The 17969-nt window shown below is 69.7% G+C and carries 16 protein-coding genes; 10 read left to right on the forward strand and 6 right to left on the reverse strand.

What is annotated here, in order from left to right; all coding sequences use genetic code 11:
* The first annotated feature begins 307 nt into the window (after nt 1-307).
* Both ACQP2X_RS48670 and ACQP2X_RS48675 read left to right on the forward strand, forming a co-directional pair.
* A complete protein-coding gene (locus ACQP2X_RS48670) occupies nt 308-808 on the forward strand; it encodes a hypothetical protein (protein ID WP_498693161.1) in 501 nt (166 codons plus the stop codon).
* Entirely contained in the window at nt 805-1980 is a 1176-nt protein-coding gene (locus tag ACQP2X_RS48675; RefSeq protein WP_498693162.1) for a PrsW family intramembrane metalloprotease, read from the forward strand. Before ACQP2X_RS48670 ends, ACQP2X_RS48675 begins: the two co-directional genes overlap by 4 nt.
* Before the next feature lie 238 nt (nt 1981-2218).
* Here ACQP2X_RS48675 and ACQP2X_RS48680 read toward each other — a convergent pair whose 3' ends face one another.
* Nucleotides 2219-3358, reverse strand: coding sequence for a PrsW family intramembrane metalloprotease (locus tag ACQP2X_RS48680; protein ID WP_498693164.1), 1140 nt, complete (start codon nt 3356-3358; stop codon nt 2219-2221).
* Complete coding sequence (locus ACQP2X_RS48685; protein WP_498693166.1) at nt 3355-4008, reverse strand: hypothetical protein; 654 nt, start codon at nt 4006-4008, stop codon at nt 3355-3357. Before ACQP2X_RS48685 ends, ACQP2X_RS48680 begins: the two co-directional genes overlap by 4 nt.
* Nucleotides 4009-4488: 480 nt before the next feature.
* On the opposite strand from ACQP2X_RS48685, the gene ACQP2X_RS48690 reads away from it, so the two are divergent.
* Nucleotides 4489-5367, forward strand: coding sequence for an alpha/beta fold hydrolase (locus ACQP2X_RS48690; protein ID WP_498693168.1), 879 nt, complete (start codon nt 4489-4491; stop codon nt 5365-5367).
* Between the two features lie 54 nt (nt 5368-5421).
* The gene (locus ACQP2X_RS48695; RefSeq protein ID WP_498693169.1) at nt 5422-6465 is read left to right on the forward strand and encodes a zinc-binding dehydrogenase; all 1044 of its coding nucleotides are present in this window, start codon (nt 5422-5424) and stop codon (nt 6463-6465) included.
* 5 nt (nt 6466-6470) lie between these two features.
* On the opposite strand, the gene ACQP2X_RS48700 is transcribed toward ACQP2X_RS48695, so the two are convergent.
* Nucleotides 6471-7211 (reverse strand): GntR family transcriptional regulator, encoded by a 741-nt coding sequence (locus ACQP2X_RS48700; protein WP_498693171.1) that lies wholly within the window; start codon nt 7209-7211, stop codon nt 6471-6473.
* Between the two features lie 123 nt (nt 7212-7334).
* Here ACQP2X_RS48700 and ACQP2X_RS48705 point away from each other — a divergent pair, with 123 nt between their 5' ends.
* Genes ACQP2X_RS48705 through ACQP2X_RS48725 form a run of 5 tightly spaced genes read left to right on the forward strand, consistent with a single transcriptional unit; the run spans nt 7335 to nt 11565 of the window.
* Nucleotides 7335-8447, forward strand: a complete 1113-nt coding sequence (locus ACQP2X_RS48705; protein WP_498693173.1) for a TIGR03364 family FAD-dependent oxidoreductase — start codon at nt 7335-7337, stop codon at nt 8445-8447.
* A 13-nt stretch (nt 8448-8460) separates the two neighbouring features.
* Nucleotides 8461-9375: a phosphate/phosphite/phosphonate ABC transporter substrate-binding protein gene (locus ACQP2X_RS48710; protein WP_498693176.1), complete on the forward strand. Its 915-nt coding sequence runs from the start codon at nt 8461-8463 to the stop codon at nt 9373-9375.
* Nucleotides 9375-10088, forward strand: coding sequence for a phosphonate ABC transporter ATP-binding protein (locus ACQP2X_RS48715; RefSeq protein ID WP_498693179.1), 714 nt, complete (start codon nt 9375-9377; stop codon nt 10086-10088). Before ACQP2X_RS48710 ends, ACQP2X_RS48715 begins: the two co-directional genes overlap by 1 nt.
* Nucleotides 10085-10915, forward strand: a complete 831-nt coding sequence (phnE, locus tag ACQP2X_RS48720) for a phosphonate ABC transporter, permease protein PhnE (RefSeq protein ID WP_498693180.1) — start codon at nt 10085-10087, stop codon at nt 10913-10915. The genes ACQP2X_RS48715 and phnE overlap by 4 nt, the downstream gene beginning before the upstream one ends.
* Nucleotides 10912-11565 carry a phosphonatase-like hydrolase gene (locus ACQP2X_RS48725; protein WP_498693182.1) on the forward strand — a complete coding sequence of 218 codons (654 nt, stop codon included), beginning with the start codon at nt 10912-10914 and terminating at the stop codon, nt 11563-11565. Before phnE ends, ACQP2X_RS48725 begins: the two co-directional genes overlap by 4 nt.
* Before the next feature lie 56 nt (nt 11566-11621).
* On the opposite strand, the gene ACQP2X_RS48730 is transcribed toward ACQP2X_RS48725, so the two are convergent.
* From ACQP2X_RS48730 to ACQP2X_RS48740, 3 genes are all read right to left on the reverse strand, one after another.
* Entirely contained in the window at nt 11622-13667 is a 2046-nt protein-coding gene (locus ACQP2X_RS48730) for an alkaline phosphatase D family protein (RefSeq protein ID WP_498693185.1), read from the reverse strand.
* Between the two features lie 157 nt (nt 13668-13824).
* The gene (locus ACQP2X_RS48735) at nt 13825-15018 is read right to left on the reverse strand and encodes an alpha-D-ribose 1-methylphosphonate 5-triphosphate diphosphatase (RefSeq protein WP_498693186.1); all 1194 of its coding nucleotides are present in this window, start codon (nt 15016-15018) and stop codon (nt 13825-13827) included.
* A 71-nt stretch (nt 15019-15089) separates the two neighbouring features.
* Nucleotides 15090-15800 carry a GntR family transcriptional regulator gene (locus ACQP2X_RS48740; protein WP_498693187.1) on the reverse strand — a complete coding sequence of 237 codons (711 nt, stop codon included), beginning with the start codon at nt 15798-15800 and terminating at the stop codon, nt 15090-15092.
* 349 nt (nt 15801-16149) lie between these two features.
* Here ACQP2X_RS48740 and ACQP2X_RS48745 point away from each other — a divergent pair, with 349 nt between their 5' ends.
* Nucleotides 16150-17895 (forward strand): putative bifunctional diguanylate cyclase/phosphodiesterase, encoded by a 1746-nt coding sequence (locus tag ACQP2X_RS48745; RefSeq protein ID WP_498693189.1) that lies wholly within the window; start codon nt 16150-16152, stop codon nt 17893-17895.
* Nucleotides 17896-17969 lie beyond the last annotated feature (74 nt).

The following is a 17969-nucleotide window of genomic DNA, read 5'->3' on the forward strand; positions in this document are numbered from 1 at the left end:
TGCTGGTGGCGCCGATGGCCGTACCGCAAGAAGCTTCGTCGGCGGCGCAGCTGGTGAGGCGATGCAAGGGGGTGCCGGCCGCCGTCTGCCGTTGTTGGCTGGTTGGCCGGGTGAACAGTCCCTTATGCGTCCGGTTTCGCGTGCCGCGTGTCACGGCGGCGGGCCCGACCCTTGCTCCTGTGACTTGATCAAGCAACTATGACTCGCGGCGGGGTCAATTACAGGGGGTCGTCAAGCAATGACGGAAATTGTGCTGCCGCGGCGCGAGCCGTATCGAACATGGCCTGGGGCTCTGATCGTGTTGGCGGTGATCATCGCCTACGTGGGCACTCTGGTGGTTGTGGACAACGAGACGTCACCGGACCTCGAGCCGGTGCCGTCGGGCCAACTCATCCAGGTCGGACCGGAGGTGGCTTTCGCCCCTAAGGACGGCTGGTATCTGGACGCCACCGACGCGTCGGCGTCGTCGGTGTCGGTGAGCGACTCGGGTGCGGTGTTCAGTGTGTCGGTGTCGGCCTGGGACGGCACGCTGGCCGATGAGGTGCGCCGGCAGAAGGGCATCGACGAGGCGTTCAGCAAGGCTCGCCTGCTGGGCGACGACACGTCGTTCAGCATTCCCGGCGGCTTGGAGGGCACGACGTTCTCCTACCTGATCGACCAGTCACAGGGCCGCGGCTGGATCTCCGTCGACGAGCAGGCCGACCGGGCGATCGTCGTGTACGGCCACGCCCCGGTCGAGGTGTTCGAGCAGGCCCTGCCCGAGTTCCAGGACATGCTCGACAGCATCCGTGCGGAGGCGAAGCCGTGAGCGACGCTCGTTATCCGATCGGTGTGGACGGCTTCTACCAGCCCCGCCGCGCCGCGTTCTGGCTATTCGTCCTGTTCCTGATCAACGGTGTTTTCGCTTTCGCGACCGAGGTGTACGGCGGCGTGCAGGTGGTGCCGACCACCGTCTTCCTCGCGCTGGTGGTGTGGGGCCTGTACACGACCGTCCCACTGTGGTTCTTCCACCGCTATCTGGATCTGTTCACGCAGCACCCGGCCCTGGGCTTCGTGCTCGCCTTCGCCTGGGGCGGTTTCGCGGCCACCTATCTGGCCCGGGCCGCGAACAGTGCACTGCTGTCGATCCTGGCCAAGACCGGCGGCAGCGACTTCGCCAACAAGTGGGGCGCCGCGATCGCCGGACCCACGACTGAGGAACTGCTGAAGGTTCTGGGCGTCATCCTGCTGGTGCTGATCGCCCGTACACAATTCCGGACCTTGTTGTCGGTGGTCAGCATCGGTGTCCTGGTCGGCCTCGGCTTCCAGGTGATCGAGGACTTCGACTACACGCTCAGCGTGGCTGTGGCCTACCCCGGACCGGACGAGATTGCCCCGGTCTATCAGATGTTGCTGGCCCGGGGCGTGGCCAGCGGCTTGTGGAGCCACGCCCTGTTCACTTCGATCACGGCGCTGGGCGTCGGGTACTTCGTCACCCGCCGCAACAAGCCGCTGAGCATCCGGCTACTGGTCGCGGTCGGCTGCTTCCTGCTGGGGTACGGGTTCCACTTCTTCTGGAACTCGCCGTTGCTGCCGGCGGCCGACATCTTTGCCCTCCCGCTGCGCGGATTGCCGCTGTTGCTGCTCGGCGCGCTGCTGTGGCGGCTGGCCGGCCGTGAGGAGGCGACCCACCTCACCGCGATCGCCGATCACTACGTCAGCGACGAGGTCATCACCGGTGAGGAACGCCGTGCGCTGGCCTCCCTGCGGCTGCGCCGGCACTTGCGCCGCCAGGCCAAGAAGCAGCACGGCCGTAAAGCCGGCCGAATGTACCGCGAGCTGCAACACCGGCAACTGACCCTGGTCATGGAGTTCGGCCAGTACGGTCGCACCCCTCGTACGGAACTCGACGAGCTCACCGTGCGGATCCTGCGCGACCGCTACAACGAGACCATCGGCCTGTCCACCACGGGACCGGCTCCGGCCGAAGCCGTGCGCTGAGCCTGCTCGCCCGGATGGCGACGCCCGACACGAATGTGGGCGTCGCCGCCGGGACCGCAACCTCGCGACTGAAACAGTTTCCTCGGTCCTGCCCCATCTTCTGCTTGCGTTCGTGGATGGTGGCGAGGGCCGTGCCCGAAAGTCGCGGGAACTCGGCCAGCTCTTGCTCGTTCGACTTGCTGGGCGCTCTCGTCAGGTTCGGGTGCCTCGCCGGCGGCTGGAGCGCCTCGTACGGTGTCTAACTGCGGCGTAGTCGTTGGATCTCGGCTCGGGCGTGGACGACGCGGTCGTTGTCGGCGCCGCCGGCTTTGGCGATCTCCTGGGCCAGGTCGTTGGCGGCGCTGAGCACGTGCTGTTCGGCGCGGGTGTGAGTTCTGCGGTAACGGCGACGAGCCTTCCAGCCGCCGGCCGCTGCTGTCGCCTCCTCGTCGGTCAGCAGGCCGTCGGCTACCTCCGGGGCGAGGATGGCTTTCAGCCAAGCCTGTTCCTGTGGCGCCGCGAGACGGAAGGTGACGGTCAGCAGCCACAGCCCGGCCACGACCAGCACGAGGATCACCAGGACGAAACCAGCCCGGCCGGCGAGAACGTTGCCGTAGGCGCCCACGTTGTCCCAGCCGCTGTGCAGCACCATGGCCCCGAGCATGAGCAGCACGCCCCGGACCCGGTGCCGGGTCTCGCCTCGGCCGATCAGCCACATCAGACCGGAGCAGAAGATGGCGCTGAACAGCACGTGCTGGAACAGGCCGGCGACGGCGCGGGAGGCGAAGATGCCGTACGCCGCGGAGATCTGGTCGGCGCCGAACTGGGTTGCGGTGGCGTTGAACGCGTACAACACGTCCTCGGAGATCTGCAGGCCGAGCCCGACGAACGCGCCGACGATCAGCCCGTCGTACGGGCTGCGGACCAGGCGCGGCGCCAGCCCGATCAGCAGGATCAGCCCGGTCGCCTTGGCCAGTTCCTCGGTGATGGGTGCGGTCAGGCCGGGCGCCCAATCGCGTGTCCACTCCGCGCCGAACGCTTTGGTGTAGAGCGACAGCACGGCGGTGTTGGCCTGCAGACCGATCCAGAACGTGGCGGCCACGGCACCCCAGAGGAACGCGACGGTCAGCAGGCGGCCAGGCAGCGAGGTGTAGCGGTTGTGGTAGCCGAGCAGCAAGAGCCACGGCACGGTGTAGAGGCCGAACAGCAGGACACCGCTGCCGAGCCCGGCGGTATACGCGCCGAACCCCGGCCCGTAGAACTCCAGCAGCTGGTAGCCGCCCGCGACCATGCCCCACAGGAAGACCCAGAAGGCCGCGTTACGCCACTGCACGAGCCGGAACGGCACACCCCAGCCGGACTGCTCGATCGCGGCCGTACGGGCGGCGACGGTGCTCACTTCGTCTCCTCGCGGGTCAGGCTGCGGGTCATCGCGGCGATCTCGTCCTGATAGGCGGCGAACTGACCCAGCGGAGCCCGGGCGCTGACGGTCAGACCCAGCCCTTCGACGGGCAGGGTGAAAGCGCTGATCGCACCCTCGGCCGAGGCGCTGGTGTAGGTCTCGGCCAGCCCGGTGAGCCCGCTGCCGGCGGCGACCGTGTACCGGCCGCCGGTGATCGCGAACTCGGGCAGCAGCGACGAGCGGCTCTGGTTTTCGTCCAGTTGGTCGAGCAGCGCGGCCGGGTCGCCGGTGAACGGGGCGATGTCGACGTTGATGGTGACACCGTCGTTGGACACTGCCGCATTGGCGGTCCGCAGTGAGGTGGGCACGGTGGTGGAGGCGCCCAGCCGTACGCCCAGCTCGAGCTCCCAGCCGACCGGCGGCGTGATGACCAGGCCGCCGCCGAGGTCGAGCCGCTCACCGGCCTTGATCGGATCGTCGAGGGGCACCACCCGGTCGATCAGCGGTAACACCGTTGCCAGCAGCAGGCCGATGACCGCCACGACGGCCGCCGGCAACAGACTGAGTTTGTCGAGGCCCAGCCAGCGCCGGTCCACCGGCACCCAGTCCTCCGAGGCGACGTGCCGCCCCGCGTGTGTATTGGCCATGAGCTGCACCCTGCCATGATCAGCCGCGTCCTACATCCGATGCAGAGTTACGAGTGGTGACGGTCGCGGGACGCATGGTATTAGTCGCGCAAAGCCCTTGATTCCGGATCTACTGGATCCTCGTGCCGCAACTCGGGTGCACCACGTCAGAGGAAGCGTTTGATGAAGGTGAGGGCGGTGCCGCAAACCTCGCGCATCAACGATGTGACCTCTTGCCCGCTCCCCAGGCGGGGTCATCGGTGGGGATTTCGATCGGCTTATGAAGATGACTGACGGTTCCTGAAACTCGTGAACGGAATCACATTCATCCGCATGGAATGTCCACGCCGTTTGTCTAATCATGCGCGAGGGTTCTACCGTGGCGGGCACCCTCCTTGGAACAGCTGCTGTAGAACATAGAGCGGAGTTCCGATTGTCACAGCATGAGGAGACCCTTTGTCCTCGTCACACCCCGCGACGAATACTCGACATTCCGATTTGTTGCGCAAGCATTCTTTGGTCCAGGTAGGCCGGCGTGAGATTTTCTTGACCGAAATCGTCGCGTCGTCCGGTGCGACGAAGGAGATCCCCCTTTTACTTCTGCACGGTGGTGGTCCTGGAACGACCGGTGAGTCCAACTTCGCCCGGAACGTCGATGTGCTGGCCGGCTTCGGTTATCGGGTGCTCGTTCCGGACATGCCGGGATACGGTGGTTCCTCCAAGGTCGTAGACCGCTCCGACCCGTTCGGCGACCTCGCCGCATTCGCGCGGGGGCTGCTCGACATCCTGGATGTCCCGGCAGCACACCTGATCGGGCACTCCTACGGTGGCGCCGCCGCGTTGCGGCTCGCGTTGGACAGTCCGGACCGGGTGGCCCGTCTGGCCCTGCTGGCGCCGGGCGGGATCGGGACCACCCGCGCTCTGCCGACGAGCGGGTTGAACGCCCTGCTCGACTTCTACGGCGGGTCGGGGCCGTCGCGGGCGAAGCTGCGCTCCTTCGTCGACGAATACCTGGTCAACGATCCTGGCGAGGTGTCCGATGGGGCGCTCGATGAGCGTTTTCGGGCCAGTATCGCGCCCGAGGTGGTGGCCGATCCACCCTTGCGGCGCCCGAGCCTCGGCCCCGGAGTGCTCAAGACGTTGTGGAGCATGGATTTCAGCCGGGCCCGCACCCGTGTTGCCCGTTGCGCCGTTCCGACCCTGGTCATCTGGGGTTCGGCGGACAGGGTCAATCGTCCGGCCGGTGGCCGCTGGCTGGCGCGGACCATGCCGAACTGCGACCTTTACGTGATCGCCGGCGCCAAGCACTGGGTTCAATACGAGCAGGCCGCCCTGATCAATGCGACGCTGGCGGGCTGGCTGTCCACCGGCCCGGCCTGACGTCTCGACCGGCCCGCCTTTGCTCTCTTGTATTAACAAGTTAGGGTGCTTCGCATGGAACTCGAAGCGCGTTACGCCCGCTGGGACGGAGTCGGCCGGCCCTTCACCGTGTGCAGCACTGCCGTGTCGAGCCGGCTGGAGCCGGACGAGGTTCTCGTCGCCATCGATCTGGCCACGGTGTGCGGCAGCGACTTGCACACAGTGAGCGGCCACCGGTCGTCCCCGGCGCCCGGCGTTCTCGGTCATGAGCAGGTCGGCCGGGTCGTCGCGGCCGGCGCCGACGCGCCCGTCGAGCCGGGCCAGCGGGTGGTCTGGTCGGTGACCGCGTCGTGCGGCGATTGCCCCCGTTGCCGGCGCGGGCTCACGCAGAAATGTCTGCGCCTGCGCAAGTACGGCCACGAGCCGCTGACCGAGGCGAGCCCGCTGACCGGGGGCTTCGCCACTCATTGCCTGCTCATGCCGGGCACAACGATCGTCGCCGTGCCCGAGACCGTGCCCGACGAGGTGGCTGCCCCGGCCGCTTGCGCTACGGCGACAGTGGCCGCTGTCGTCGCGGCTGCGGGACCGGTCGAGCCGGGCATGCGGGCAATGGTGAGCGGGGCCGGCATGCTCGGCCTGACCGCGGTGGCGATGCTGGCCGAGCGCGGAGCGTATGTGGTCGCGGTCGACCCGGTGCCCGCACGGCGGGAGCTGGCCCTGCGCTTCGGAGCCGCTGAGGTGGCCGTTGGGGCGTCGTCCGACGTGTGCGCCGAGGTCGACGTCGCGCTGGAGTTGTCCGGCGCGACGGCCGCGGTCCAGGGGGCACTGGCGTCGCTCGCGGTGGGCGGGACCTTGGTGCTGGCGGGTTCGGTGTCGCCGGGCCCGGCGGTCGGCCTCGATCCGGAGCGGGTCGTCCGGGGTCTGCTCACCGTGACCGGTATGCACAACTACACCGCTGTTGACCTTCAGACGGCGATCGACTTCCTGGCGGCATGCCACGACCGGTACCCGTTCGCCGAGCTCGTCGAGGGCGCGTATCCCTTGGAGAAGCTGGACGACGCGTTCGACGCCGCCCGCCGCGGCCCGGCGCCCCGCCAAGCCGTGCTGCCCACTGCCTGAGCAGGTCAGGCGACAGCGGTGCGGGCTGCGCCCATGGAGTTGCGGGTGTTGGTCATTGTGACCGTCGCGATGTCCGGCCGGTACCGGTCGTCCGACCATTCGATCGGAGTGCCGGCGGAGTCCATGGTCAGGCGCCGCTCGCGTAGCAGCGGCGCTCCGACCGGGACGCCGAGAAGCCGGGAGTCGGTGGCGTCGGCGGCGACCGCGTCGAAGGTGTGCCGGGCGCTGTGCAGGTCGGCACCCCTTTCGATCAGGTACGCATAGATCGAGCCGGCGTCGAGGTCGGCGTTCAGCAATGGCCGCCCGACGGGCTCGATGTAGGTCATCCGTTCCAGCATGGCCGGCTGCCCGTCGAGCAGCCGAAGCCGCAGCAGCTGGACGGCAAGGGTGTCCGGGTCGAGGTTGAGGCCCGCCGCCACGTGCGCCTCCGGGCGGCGCAGCGCGATCTCCTGCAACCGCTGACCCGGCACGTATCCCGTGAGCTCGGCCCGGCGGGTGAACGACTGGAAGTACTCGAACGGCTGAGCGGGCACGGCATCGAGGACCACCGGGCGTTTGCCCTGGCCACTGCTGATCATTCCTTCCTCGCGGAGGGCGGCCAGCGCCTGGCGGATGGGCCCGCGCGAGGCCGAGAACTCCCGGCACAGGTCGGCCTCCGACGGCAGCGAGGCGCCGATCTCCAGTTCGCCGGCGCGGATACGGCGCCGAAGTTCCGCCGCGACGGTCTGGTGCAGGGGTCTGGTCATGAACGACGACTATACAAGTGGCCCGGGAGCCCTTTAAGCATCGACGCTTCCCGGGTGAACAGCCGATGACTTATACATACAAGCTGTTGACCCTGGTCGGTGATGGCTGCCAGGGTGAGCCCCGTGAACGCCCCCTCCTCTCCGGTCGATCTGGCCGTCGTCGGCGCCGGCATCGTCGGTCTCGCCCATGCGGTCGAAGCCGTCTCGCGCGGCATGTCCGTCACTGTCGTCGAGCGTGACGAGCGCGCCGTCGGCGCCTCGGTCCGCAACTTCGGGCACGCCTGCATCACCGCCCAGGACGGTGAGGCCCTCGGGTATGCCGAGCACGCCCGCGACGTGTGGCTGCGGATGGGCCGGGCCGCCGGCTTCTCGGTCGCCGAGTCCGGCACCGTCCTGGTGGCCCGGGCTCTCGAGGAGATGGCCGTACTCGAGGAATTCGCCGCCACCCGCGGCGCCGGCGAGGTTGTGCTGCTCAATGCCGACCAGGTCCGCGAGCGGGTCCAGGTCACCACGGACACCCTGCTGGGCGGTGCTCTCGCGCCCCGTGACCTGCGCGTCGATCAGCGCCGGGCCGCGGGCGCGCTGGCCGCGTGGCTGCAGAACCAGCCGGGCGTCCGCATCTTGTGGTCCACCCCGGTGCTCGGCGTGCAGGAAGGCCTCGTCCGGACCGGCCGGGGGGACATCGCCGCGCGCCGGACCGTGATCTGCGCCGGGCACAACCTCGACCGGCTACTCCCGGAGGTCGCCGACCAGGCCGGTCTGCGCCGCTGCGTGCTGCAGATGCTGCAGGTGCGTGTGCCCGGGCTGCGGCTGGACCCTGCGGTGCTGACGGGCAGTTCGATGCTGCGCTACCCCGCCCTGGCGGCCACCGCGGGTGCGGCCGCGCTGCGGGCCCGTTGGCAGGCCGAACGGCCCGAGATGCTCGGTGCCGACGTCAATCACATGTTCACCCAGCTGCCGGGCGGTGACCTCGTCGTGGGAGACACCCACACGTACGCCCGTACCCACGAGCCGTGGTCCGAGGAGGACCTCGACGAGCTGATGCTCGCCGAGACCCGTGCCCTGCTCGGACCGAACCTCGCCGTCGTTCGTCGCTGGCGGGGTGTCTACGCCAGCGCGGACGGCGAGTTCCTCAGGACCCCGGTCGCTCCGGGCGTCACGGCGGTCGCCGTGACGTCGGGCATCGGCATGACCACCGCCTTCGGGCTCGCGCCCGCCGTACTCGATTCCCTCTGATCTGGAGCACACCATGCGTACTAGTCGTCTGCTGACCCCCCTCGTCGCCCTCACCGCCGTTGTCTCGCTCGCCGCCTGCGGTGGCACCGATTCCAAGGACGCGGCCGCGACGTCGGCCACCTGCCCGGGTGGGCAGATCCGCTTCGGCGTCGAGCCGTTCGAGGACCCGGCCAAGCTCACCCCCGCCGCCGAGGCGCTCGGCGCCGCGATCGAGAAGAAGCTGAACTGCCCGGTCAAGGTCACCGTCACCCAGGACTACTCGGCCGAGGTCCTGGCCATGCAGAACGGCAAGCTCGACATCGCGATCTTCGGGCCGCTCGGCTACGTGTTCGCCAGCAAGCGGGCCGGCGCCGAGGCGGTCGCCTCGTTCGCCGACGCCAAGGGCACCCTGTCCAGCTACAAGGCCGGCATCTGGGTGCCCAAGGATTCCGACATCACGACGATCGAGCAGCTCAAGGGCCGCAGTCTGGCCCTTGGCTCGGTCGGCTCGACCTCGGGCGACGCCCTGCCGCGCAAAGCGCTCAAGGACGTCGGTCTCGACCAGAAGAGCGTCAAGGTGACGTACGCCGGTGGGCACCCCCAGGCCCTGTTGGCGCTCACCAACGGCAAGGTCGACGCGGCCGAGATCAACACCCAGCAGCAGGCCAGCGCCACCGCCGCCGGCAAGTTCGACGCCTCCAAGTTCCGCCAGATCTGGGCGTCGGACCCGATCCCGAACGACCCGATCACCGTCCGCGGCAGCATGGACCCCGCGTTCAAGAGTGCCCTGAAGGACGCGCTGCTCACGCTCGACCCGGCCGATGTCGGCAAGATCGGCGCGCTGCTCGACGTCGACCCGGCCGGCCCGATGGTCGCCGTCGACCAGTCCACCTACCAGCCGCTGTTCGACCTGGCCACCTCGCTCGGTCTCACGGAGAAGGACGTCTGATGCTCGGCCTGACCGCCATCGCGGTCCGCTACGGAGACCGTGACGTCCTGCACGGCGTCGACGTCACGGTCTCCGCCGGCGAGCTGCTCGCCGTGCTCGGCGCCAACGGCTCCGGCAAGTCGACCCTGTTGCGGGCCGCCGCCGGCCTGGTGCCGACCACCGCGGGCTCGGTCACCGTCGCCGGACGGCCGCGTGGCCCTCTCGACACGGCGATGATCTTTCAACAGATTCATCTGGTCGGCCGGCTCAGCGTGCTCGACAACGTCTGCGCCGGCGCCCTCGGCCGGCTCCCGCTGCACCGCTCGCTGCTGCCCGTCCTGCTGCCGCGGGCGGTTCGCGAGGAGGCGATGGCCTGCCTCGACCGGGTCGGCCTGGCCGACCGCGCACACGACCGGGCCGGCACCCTGTCCGGCGGCCAGCAGCAGCGCGTCGCTATCGCCCGCGCCCTGCTTCAGCGGGCTCCGGCGCTGCTCGCCGACGAGCCTGTCTCCGCCCTCGACCCGGCCGCCGCCGAACAGGTCCTGGCCCTGCTGGCCGAGCTCGCCCACGCCGAGAACCTCGCCGTCCTCGCGGTCCTGCACCAACCGGACCTGGCCCGGCGGCACGCCGACCGGATCGTCGGCCTGCGCGCCGGCCGCGTCGTCCTCGACGGCGACCCCGCCCAGCCCGTCGACTCGCTCTACGCCGGCCAGCCACTGCAGGAGGTGCCATGACCACCACGACCGCCACGCCCGCCCGCTTGCCGGTGCCGGCCAAGCCCCGCCGCCCCCGTACGGTCGTGGTGGGCTGGCTGATCGCCGCCGTCGTCGTGGCCGCCCACATCGTGGCCTGGCGGACCACCGAGATGTCGGTGAGCAACCTCGTCACCGGCTGGCACGGCATGGCCGACTTCATCGCCGAGGCCTTCCCACCCGACCTGTCCGCCCAAGTGCTGGGCGACAGCATCCAAGCCGCACTGGTCACTCTCTGGATCGGCCTGCTCGGTACCACCCTGTCGATCCCGCTGTCGTTGCTGCTCGCCCTGTTGGCCGCGCGTGGCACCGCACCGGCCGGATGGGTGTACCAGAGCGCCCGGGCCGTGCTGTCGTTCCTGCGAGCCGTGCCTGACGTCGTGTTCGCGCTCATCTTCGTGACCGCGGTCGGCCTCGGCCCGTTCCCGGGCGTGCTCGCACTGGTCTGCCACAACGTCGGCGTGATGGGCAAGCTGTGGGCCGAAACCCTCGAGGACGCCGACCAGGGCCCGCCGCTGGCGTTGCGATCGGCCGGCGCGGGCCGCCTCCAGGTCGCCGCACACGCGCTGCTGCCGTCGGTGACACCGCAACTGGTCGGGCTGCTGCTCTACCGCTTCGACGTCAACGTCCGCTCGTCGCTCGTGCTCGGCCTGGTCGGCGCCGGCGGCATCGGATTCCTCATCAACCAGTCCATCCAACTGTTCCAGTTCGACCAGATGCTCACCCACATCCTGGTCGTCCTCGTCCTCATCATCGCCGTGGACAGGCTGTCCGCCGTCGTCCGCGGCCGCCTCGGGAGCCGCTCATGATCCGCCTCGCCACCCTCGACATCGCCGGCACCACCATCGAGGAGCGGGGCACCGTCTACCGCGTCCTGGCCGAGGTGGTCGCCGAGCACGGCACCCCGGCCGACGAAGCCGCGCTGCGCCACTGGATGGGCGCCGACAAACGGGCCGCCCTGGCCGCGCTCACCGGTGACCGCGACGCCGTCGAGAAGCTGCACGCCCGATTCGTGGAGCGACTCAACGCCGCCTACGCCGAACAGCCGCCGACACCGGTCACCGGCGTCCCCGAAGCCCTCGCGGCCCTGCGCGCCGCCGGAACCCGGGTGGTCCTGACCACCGGCTTCGACCACACCGTCACCGACCCGCTCCTGGACAGCGTCGGCTGGCGGGTCGGCGAGCACCTCGACGCGGTCGTCTGCGCCGCCGACGTCGCCGCCGGCCGCCCGGCTCCCGACATGATCCACCGTGCGATGGCCCTGACCGGGGTCGACGACCCGGCGGCGGTGCTGGCCGCCGGCGACACCGCCCTGGACGTGCGGGCCGGTCTCGCCGCCGGCGCCGCGATGGTGGTGGCGGTGCTCAGCGGCGCCCAGACCAGGGAGGAACTCACGCGCGAGCAGCCCACCCACGTCCTCGACAGCGTGGCCGGTCTGCCCCGCCTGCTCGGCCTCTGATCGATAAGTCTGTGGCCCGGCACCCCATGAGGGGTGCCGGGCCGTCGCCGTATCGGTCAGTGACCGAGGTCAGCGGCGGTGAGCGCCACCTCGAACAGCCGGGTCCCGGCCCGGTTGATCCAGGTGGCGGTGAGCCGGGCCGGCGAGACCGTGGTGTCGGCGACGAGTTTGAGGAAGACGTGCGGCTCGACCGCGCTGTGCACGAGGTACGGGCTCGGCGTGTTCAGGCTCGGGATGGTGCTGTCGTGCAGCGGGCTGACGATGAACTGCCAGAGGTCGTAGCCGACCCGGGGACCGTAATTGAGTGCCCGTGACACGTGGATGTCACCGCTGAGCAGCACGCATCCGGGGATCTGCTCGTCGGTGATGAAGTCCAGCAGGGCGTCCTTCTCGTGCTGATAAGTGGCCCAGTCGTCCTTTTCGCTGTTGCCTTTGTCATCCCACACCATTCCCGAGGCGATCACTTTGAAGGTGGCGTCGCTGGCGCGCAGGCCTGCCCGGAACCAGTTCCACTGCGCCTGTCCCAGGCAGGTCGGCTTACTCGGATCGGCCCAGCTCGGCCCGGTCTGGCTGAACCAGCGTGGGTCGAGCAGGAAAACCTCGACCGGGCCGCGCCGAAACGAGGTGTATACGCCCTGGCCGTCGCCGCGGCTGGTCAGAGGTGTTCCGCCGGCGTTCTGACCGAAGGTGGCGTTGGCCCGGTAGTCGACGAAGGCGGTGCGGGTGTTCTTCTTGCTCGCGTAGGTGCCGTCGGTGTCGTTGCCGCCGAAATCGTGATCGTCCCAGGTCGCCCAAATGGGCATCGACGCGATCATCTGCTTGATCTCGGGCTGGACGAGGAAGGTGCGGTGCTTGGTGCGGGCCACGGCCAGGTCGCCGGAGTCGACGTACGGGGTGTCGCCGAGCATGACGAAGCTGTCGCAGCCCTCGCTCACCACCCGTGTCCAGACCGCGCTCGGGGTGGACGGAGCGCACGAGCCCAGGCCCATCACGACCCGGGCGGGCGCCGAGGCCGCTGGGGAGGTGGTGAACGAGCCGGTGAGGGGCGCGAACCCGGCAGCGGCCGGCGGAGGACTGATCGTGAAGGTGTAGGGGGTGTTCGGGCGTAGCCCGGTGACGTCGATCAGCAGCGTGTTGTCGTTGGCCTCGGAAACGGCCGCGGTGACGGCCGCAACCGTGGCCGAGCCGCTGCGCACCACACATTGCCATGAGGGGTACACCGCCGGGTCGATGCCCGGACGGGCCCATAGGCGGACGCTGGTTTCAGTGGTGTGGCCGACGAGCGGGCCGGCCGGGGGTTGCGCCGGCATCGGGGTGGGGACGACGGCGGGTGCGGTACCGGCGCGGACGCGGCTGACGTATCCGGCCAGGGCGGTGAAGAAGGTGACGCTTTCCGTGATCGCCGCGGCTGGCTGGACCGCGGCTCCGGATGCCGCGTAGCACTTGTCGAGCGTGAGACTGGCGGACAGGAACCGGCCGGCGCCGTGGCTGCCCTCGAGCAGGCAGGGCGGGTTCCCGCCGGCGGCGCAGGCCAGCAGCACGCGCATCGATCGCCAGCTTCCGAACGTCTCCCAGCTGACCCTGATCGTCGTGGCCCGCCCGGTGAGAACCCGCCCGGCGTTCACCGGCAGAGCCGAGACGAGCGGGTGGTCGGTGGCGATCGGGTAGATCGTGTCGTAGTCGGCGTCGGTCCGTACGGCGCCCAGCATCGGGCCGAGATAGGGCACGGCGGCGCCGTATTGATCGGACTGTGCGAGATCCAGAACGACGCCACCACCACTGACGAAGTCCCGCAACGAGGTGGCCTGCGCCGAGGTGTACGCGCCGTAGCGTGAGTCGTTGTTGGTGAAGCTGCCGAAGGCGATGAGATCGGCGTTCTGAGTGGTCGCGGGCTTGGTCAGGTCGAGTGGGATGACGGTGAAACCGGCCCGCTGCAGCAGGACGGCCAGACCCGTCGCGTTCGTCCACTGATCGGCGAATTCCAAGACGGCCGCACGAGGCGGCGTCGCCGCCGCCTCGGCCAGGCGTGGCGCGGCCGCCACGAGCGCTGTGGTCGCAGCGCCGACCAGCAGTGTCCGGCGTCCGATATGGTCGTTGGTCACGGTGTCCTCCGGGGGCGGTTCCAGCGCGTTCGCTCCGGCGGTGTGCCGGGGCAGGACGGACGCTAGGCAGGCACCGGGAACCACGGGCGCCGGTCGGCTGACCGCCGAACGTACAGGCGGGCAGATCCCGTGCAGATTGTCCGGACAAGCGGCTGGTTCACGGTGAGGCGGCGAGAACGGCCGACACCGTCGGCCAGGACGCGTTGCCGTCCACGAGGATCAGATCGGCGCGCAGTCCTCGTTCGAGGCGGCCGCGATCGGTCAGTCCGGCAACGCGGGCCGGGCCTGAGGTCAGTAAGGCGATGGCGGCCGGGAGGTCGAGGTGGCCGCGACCGACGAGGGTCAGGGCGGCGGCGAGCATCGCCGGCGGCTGGTAGTCCGAGGCAAGCGCGTCGACGAGACCGCGCGCGACGAGTTCGGTGGCCGACACGTTACCGGAATGGGAGGCGCCACGGACCACGTTGGGCGCGCCCGCCACGACGAGAAGGCCGGCGTCACGCGCCGCCTGGGCCGCGGACCTGGTCGTGGGAAACTCGGCGACCACGGCGCCTCTGGCGGCCAGAGCGTCCACGTCCTCGGCGGTGGCGGGGTCATGCCCCATGAGCCGGATCCGGCCAGTCTGTGCTAGCTCGCCGAGCCAGGTCAGAGTCGCGTCTCGGACGTCGAGCAGGCCGCCCCGATAACGCTGCCACTCGGAGACGTGTGACGCCGCCTCACGGGAGCTCACCTGCTCGGCCTGCACGAGCCATCGGCGCATGACGGCCGGGTCGGCGTACTGTCCCTGACCGGGCGTGTGGTCCTCATGGGATACCAACGGCATCTGGCCGGGGCCGAGGGTGTCGAGCACGTCCCGCAGGAGGCGCACGCCCGGCTCGGATCGGATGTCGACCCGGTGCAGGACACGCCAGTCGGCGGCCCGCAGGTGCGGGTAGAGATCCGCGGCGGCGGGCGAGCCGATGGGCAGCCCAACCGGGCTGAACTCCTGAAACGCCACACCGTGGTAGGCGGTTGTGATGCCGGCCGCGGCAAGGCGCCCGGCGGTCGCGGCCAGGGCGAGATCCGCGGGCATCGCCGCGCCGGGCCGAGGCTGGCACTCGCGGGCCAGAACATCGGAATGCACGTCGACCAGACCGGGTAGGCACAGCGCCCCTCGGCCGTCGATGTCGCACCGGGTGGCCGTCGGGTGTGGGCCGATGTCGGCGATCACCGAGTCGCGGACAACGATGCGAGCGTCGTCGAGGACACCATCGGGTAGTACCGCGCGGACATGCCCGAGGTCGTAGTCGGCCGGGCAACGGCCCAGTGGCCAACCAGACGATCCACCGGTGGCCGGGCGTCCCAGATCCAGCACGGCTGGAGTGTTCCCGAACAACATGACATCGATGTGAATCGGTGATTCTGAGACCGTTCATCCGGGGTGAATCAGAGCGCGCCGACCTCGAACACGACCCGGACCGTGTCCGCGCGAATCCAGCGTTCGGTGAACATCAACGGACGACCGTCGACGGCGTCCCGGTTCACGTTCTCCACTCGCCACGCCGGGTCGCCCGGATGTGTTCCCAGCGCACTGGCGACCTCCACCGATGATGACTCCAGCAGCCCCCTGGTCCAGGCCCGTTGCGGAGTGACCTGGGCCATGACCCGGAGAATGTGGTCAAGCGACTCCTCTACCCGTAAAGCAGCGGGTAGCTCGGGAACCAGGTCGGCGGGAACCCACTCGTTCCCCCACGATGCCGGCATGTCATTGGTGTAGGAACGCCGGCGAAGCAGGAAACATCGGTCCCCGGCGGCTCGGTGCAGCCGGGTCGCCACGGTGGCGGGCATCGCCACCACATCGCACGCCAGCACGGCGGTCCGCGGAATGGCACCGGACGCCCGCACGGTCGCGCTCCAAGACGGCGGATGGTCGGGCGAGATCAGGTAGTCCAGCCGCCGAGCGGTGAAAGTGCCCGCACCCCGGACCCGGCGCACCAGCGATCGCCGCTCCAGCTCCTGCAACGCCGCCCGCGCGGCCGCACGCCCGACCCGGAAACGTCGGGCGATCTCCGCCTCGGTCGCCACCTTGACACCTGACGGCAACGCGGAGAACTCCTCGGCGAGAGTCTCGGCGATCACTCGGGAAGTGCTGATCACGGTATCGATGATGAGCCGTGAACATGACCGCGTGGTGAACCTCCGTCCAGCCGGCCAGCGGCATCACGACGGTGCGTTCGAGACTCGTGCAGTAGCGGTCGTACGGCGTGCAGCGACAGGCGAAGCCTCGGCACTGAACCCGCCATGATGGCTCGAAACGGCGAATGGATGGCTAGACGCCGGTCTTGGCCTTCCAAAGCGACGCTGACCTCATTGCTCGTGCCGAGCTGCCTTCGCACTGCCGTGATGGCGCCAGAACGATCATCTTGGCCAGGTTCCCGCCGATCTTCCTCAGGTGAGCCTTATCCGGCTCGCCAGCAGGTACCGGCCTTGATCAGGAGAGATGCAGATGCGGTCCACCGCTGGAGCGACACCGTTGCCGCTTCTCGGCGACCTCGCGCGCCCGATCGTGGTGGTCGACGTCGACACCCGCATCGAGCGGGTCGAGACGCTGCTGCGAGACGAGCCGGCGGTCACCGCGGTGCTGGCGGTCAGCGGTGCCGACGTCTTCCTGATCGATCGGGCCTACCTCGACTCGGTGCTGACCGGCCGGCTCGGCTTCGGACGGGCCCTGCTGCACCGCAGCACCCTTCGCTCGCATCTGCCGTCACCCGCACTCGTGCTGCCGTCGGCGATGACCTGGGACGACGCCGCCCGCGCGGCGCTCGCCCGGCCGACCGGCCGCAAGGCGGTCCCCGTCGTGGTCGCCTTCGACGACGGCCGGCTGGGCGTCGCCCCGGTCGGCCCGCTCGTCGACTTCCTCAGCGCGCGCTACCAGTCCATGGCCCTGCACGACGACCTCACCGGCCTGGGTAACCGCCGGCTGCTGACCGAGCTCGGCACCCAGATCATCACCCGCGGAGGCACCCCGGTGCTGATGCTCATCGACCTCAACCGGTTCAAAGAGATCAACGACACCCTCGGGCACGCCCACGGCGACGCTCTGGTCCAGCAGGTTGCCACGGCGCTCGAGGGTGCCTGCGCGCCCGGCGCCGCGTTCCGGCTCGGCGGCGACGAGTTCGTCGTGCTGTTCGATGACATCGACGACCTGCCCGGCCGTGCCCGCCGCACCGGGACGGCCGAACGCTTCACCGACGCCGCCCGCTATCTGCTGCGCGCGATCCAGGGCCCGTTCACCGTCGCCGGGGTGCCGATCACGGTCGAGGCGGCGCTCGGAGTCGCGCACGGCGCACAACCCGGACTCGACGACCTCGGCAAGCTGCTGGGCGCGGCCGACGCGGCCATGTACGCCGCCAAACGCGACCGCACCCCGGTCGAGGTCTGGCATCCGGACCTCGCCGCGGCCGAGTCCGGCGACCTCGCGATCCAGACCGAGCTGCGCTCCGCGATCGAGCGCGGCGAGCTCGTGCTGCACTATCAGCCGCTGGTCGACGCGGTCAGCGGGCAGACCGTTTCCCTCGAGGCGCTCGTACGCTGGCAGCACCCGCAACGCGGGCTGCTGTCACCCGCCGCGTTCCTGCCGCATGCGGAACGCTCGGACGTCATCCACCCGCTCACCGAGTACGTGCTGGCCGAAGCCATCCGGCAGGCCGCCCGCTGGCACCACCAGGGCTGGCCGGTCCCGGTGGCCGTGAACCTGGCCGCGCCGGTACTGACCTCCGACCACATCGTCACGCTCATCGCGCGTCTGCTGGCCCAGGCGGGCCTGCCGTCGACGGCACTGATCGTCGAAATCACCGAAAGCGCCGTCGTGGCCCGCCCCGACCAGGCCGCCCGGCGGCTACAAGCGATACGCGATCTTGGCGTACGAGTCGCGATGGACGACTTCGGCACCGGCTACACGTCACTAGCGCTGCTCAGCTCACTGCCGCTCGACGAACTGAAGCTGGACCGGACCTTCGTCATGCGGGTACACCACCGGCAGGAACGGGTGATCGTCGAAGCAGTCGCCCGGATGGCCCACGGCCTCGGTCTCACCCTGGTGGCCGAAGGTGTCGAGGACGCCGGCACGGCCGCCACGCTGGCCGAGATCGGCGCCAACCTCCTTCAGGGCTACTACTTCAGCCGACCGGTGCCGCCCGACCGGCTGAGCCACCCCTCCGGGGCCGAGCCGCCGCTCGCGATGATCGCGTAGCGCCAGCCGATACTTCACCAACCGTTCACCCGCCTCGGCGGGCCGCTTCGGCCCAGTCGGCGAAGACTCGGTAC

Origin of the sequence: Actinoplanes sp. CA-131856 (assembly GCF_050956135.1) — a bacterium.
Taxonomy (GTDB): Bacteria; Actinomycetota; Actinomycetes; order Mycobacteriales; family Micromonosporaceae; genus Actinoplanes.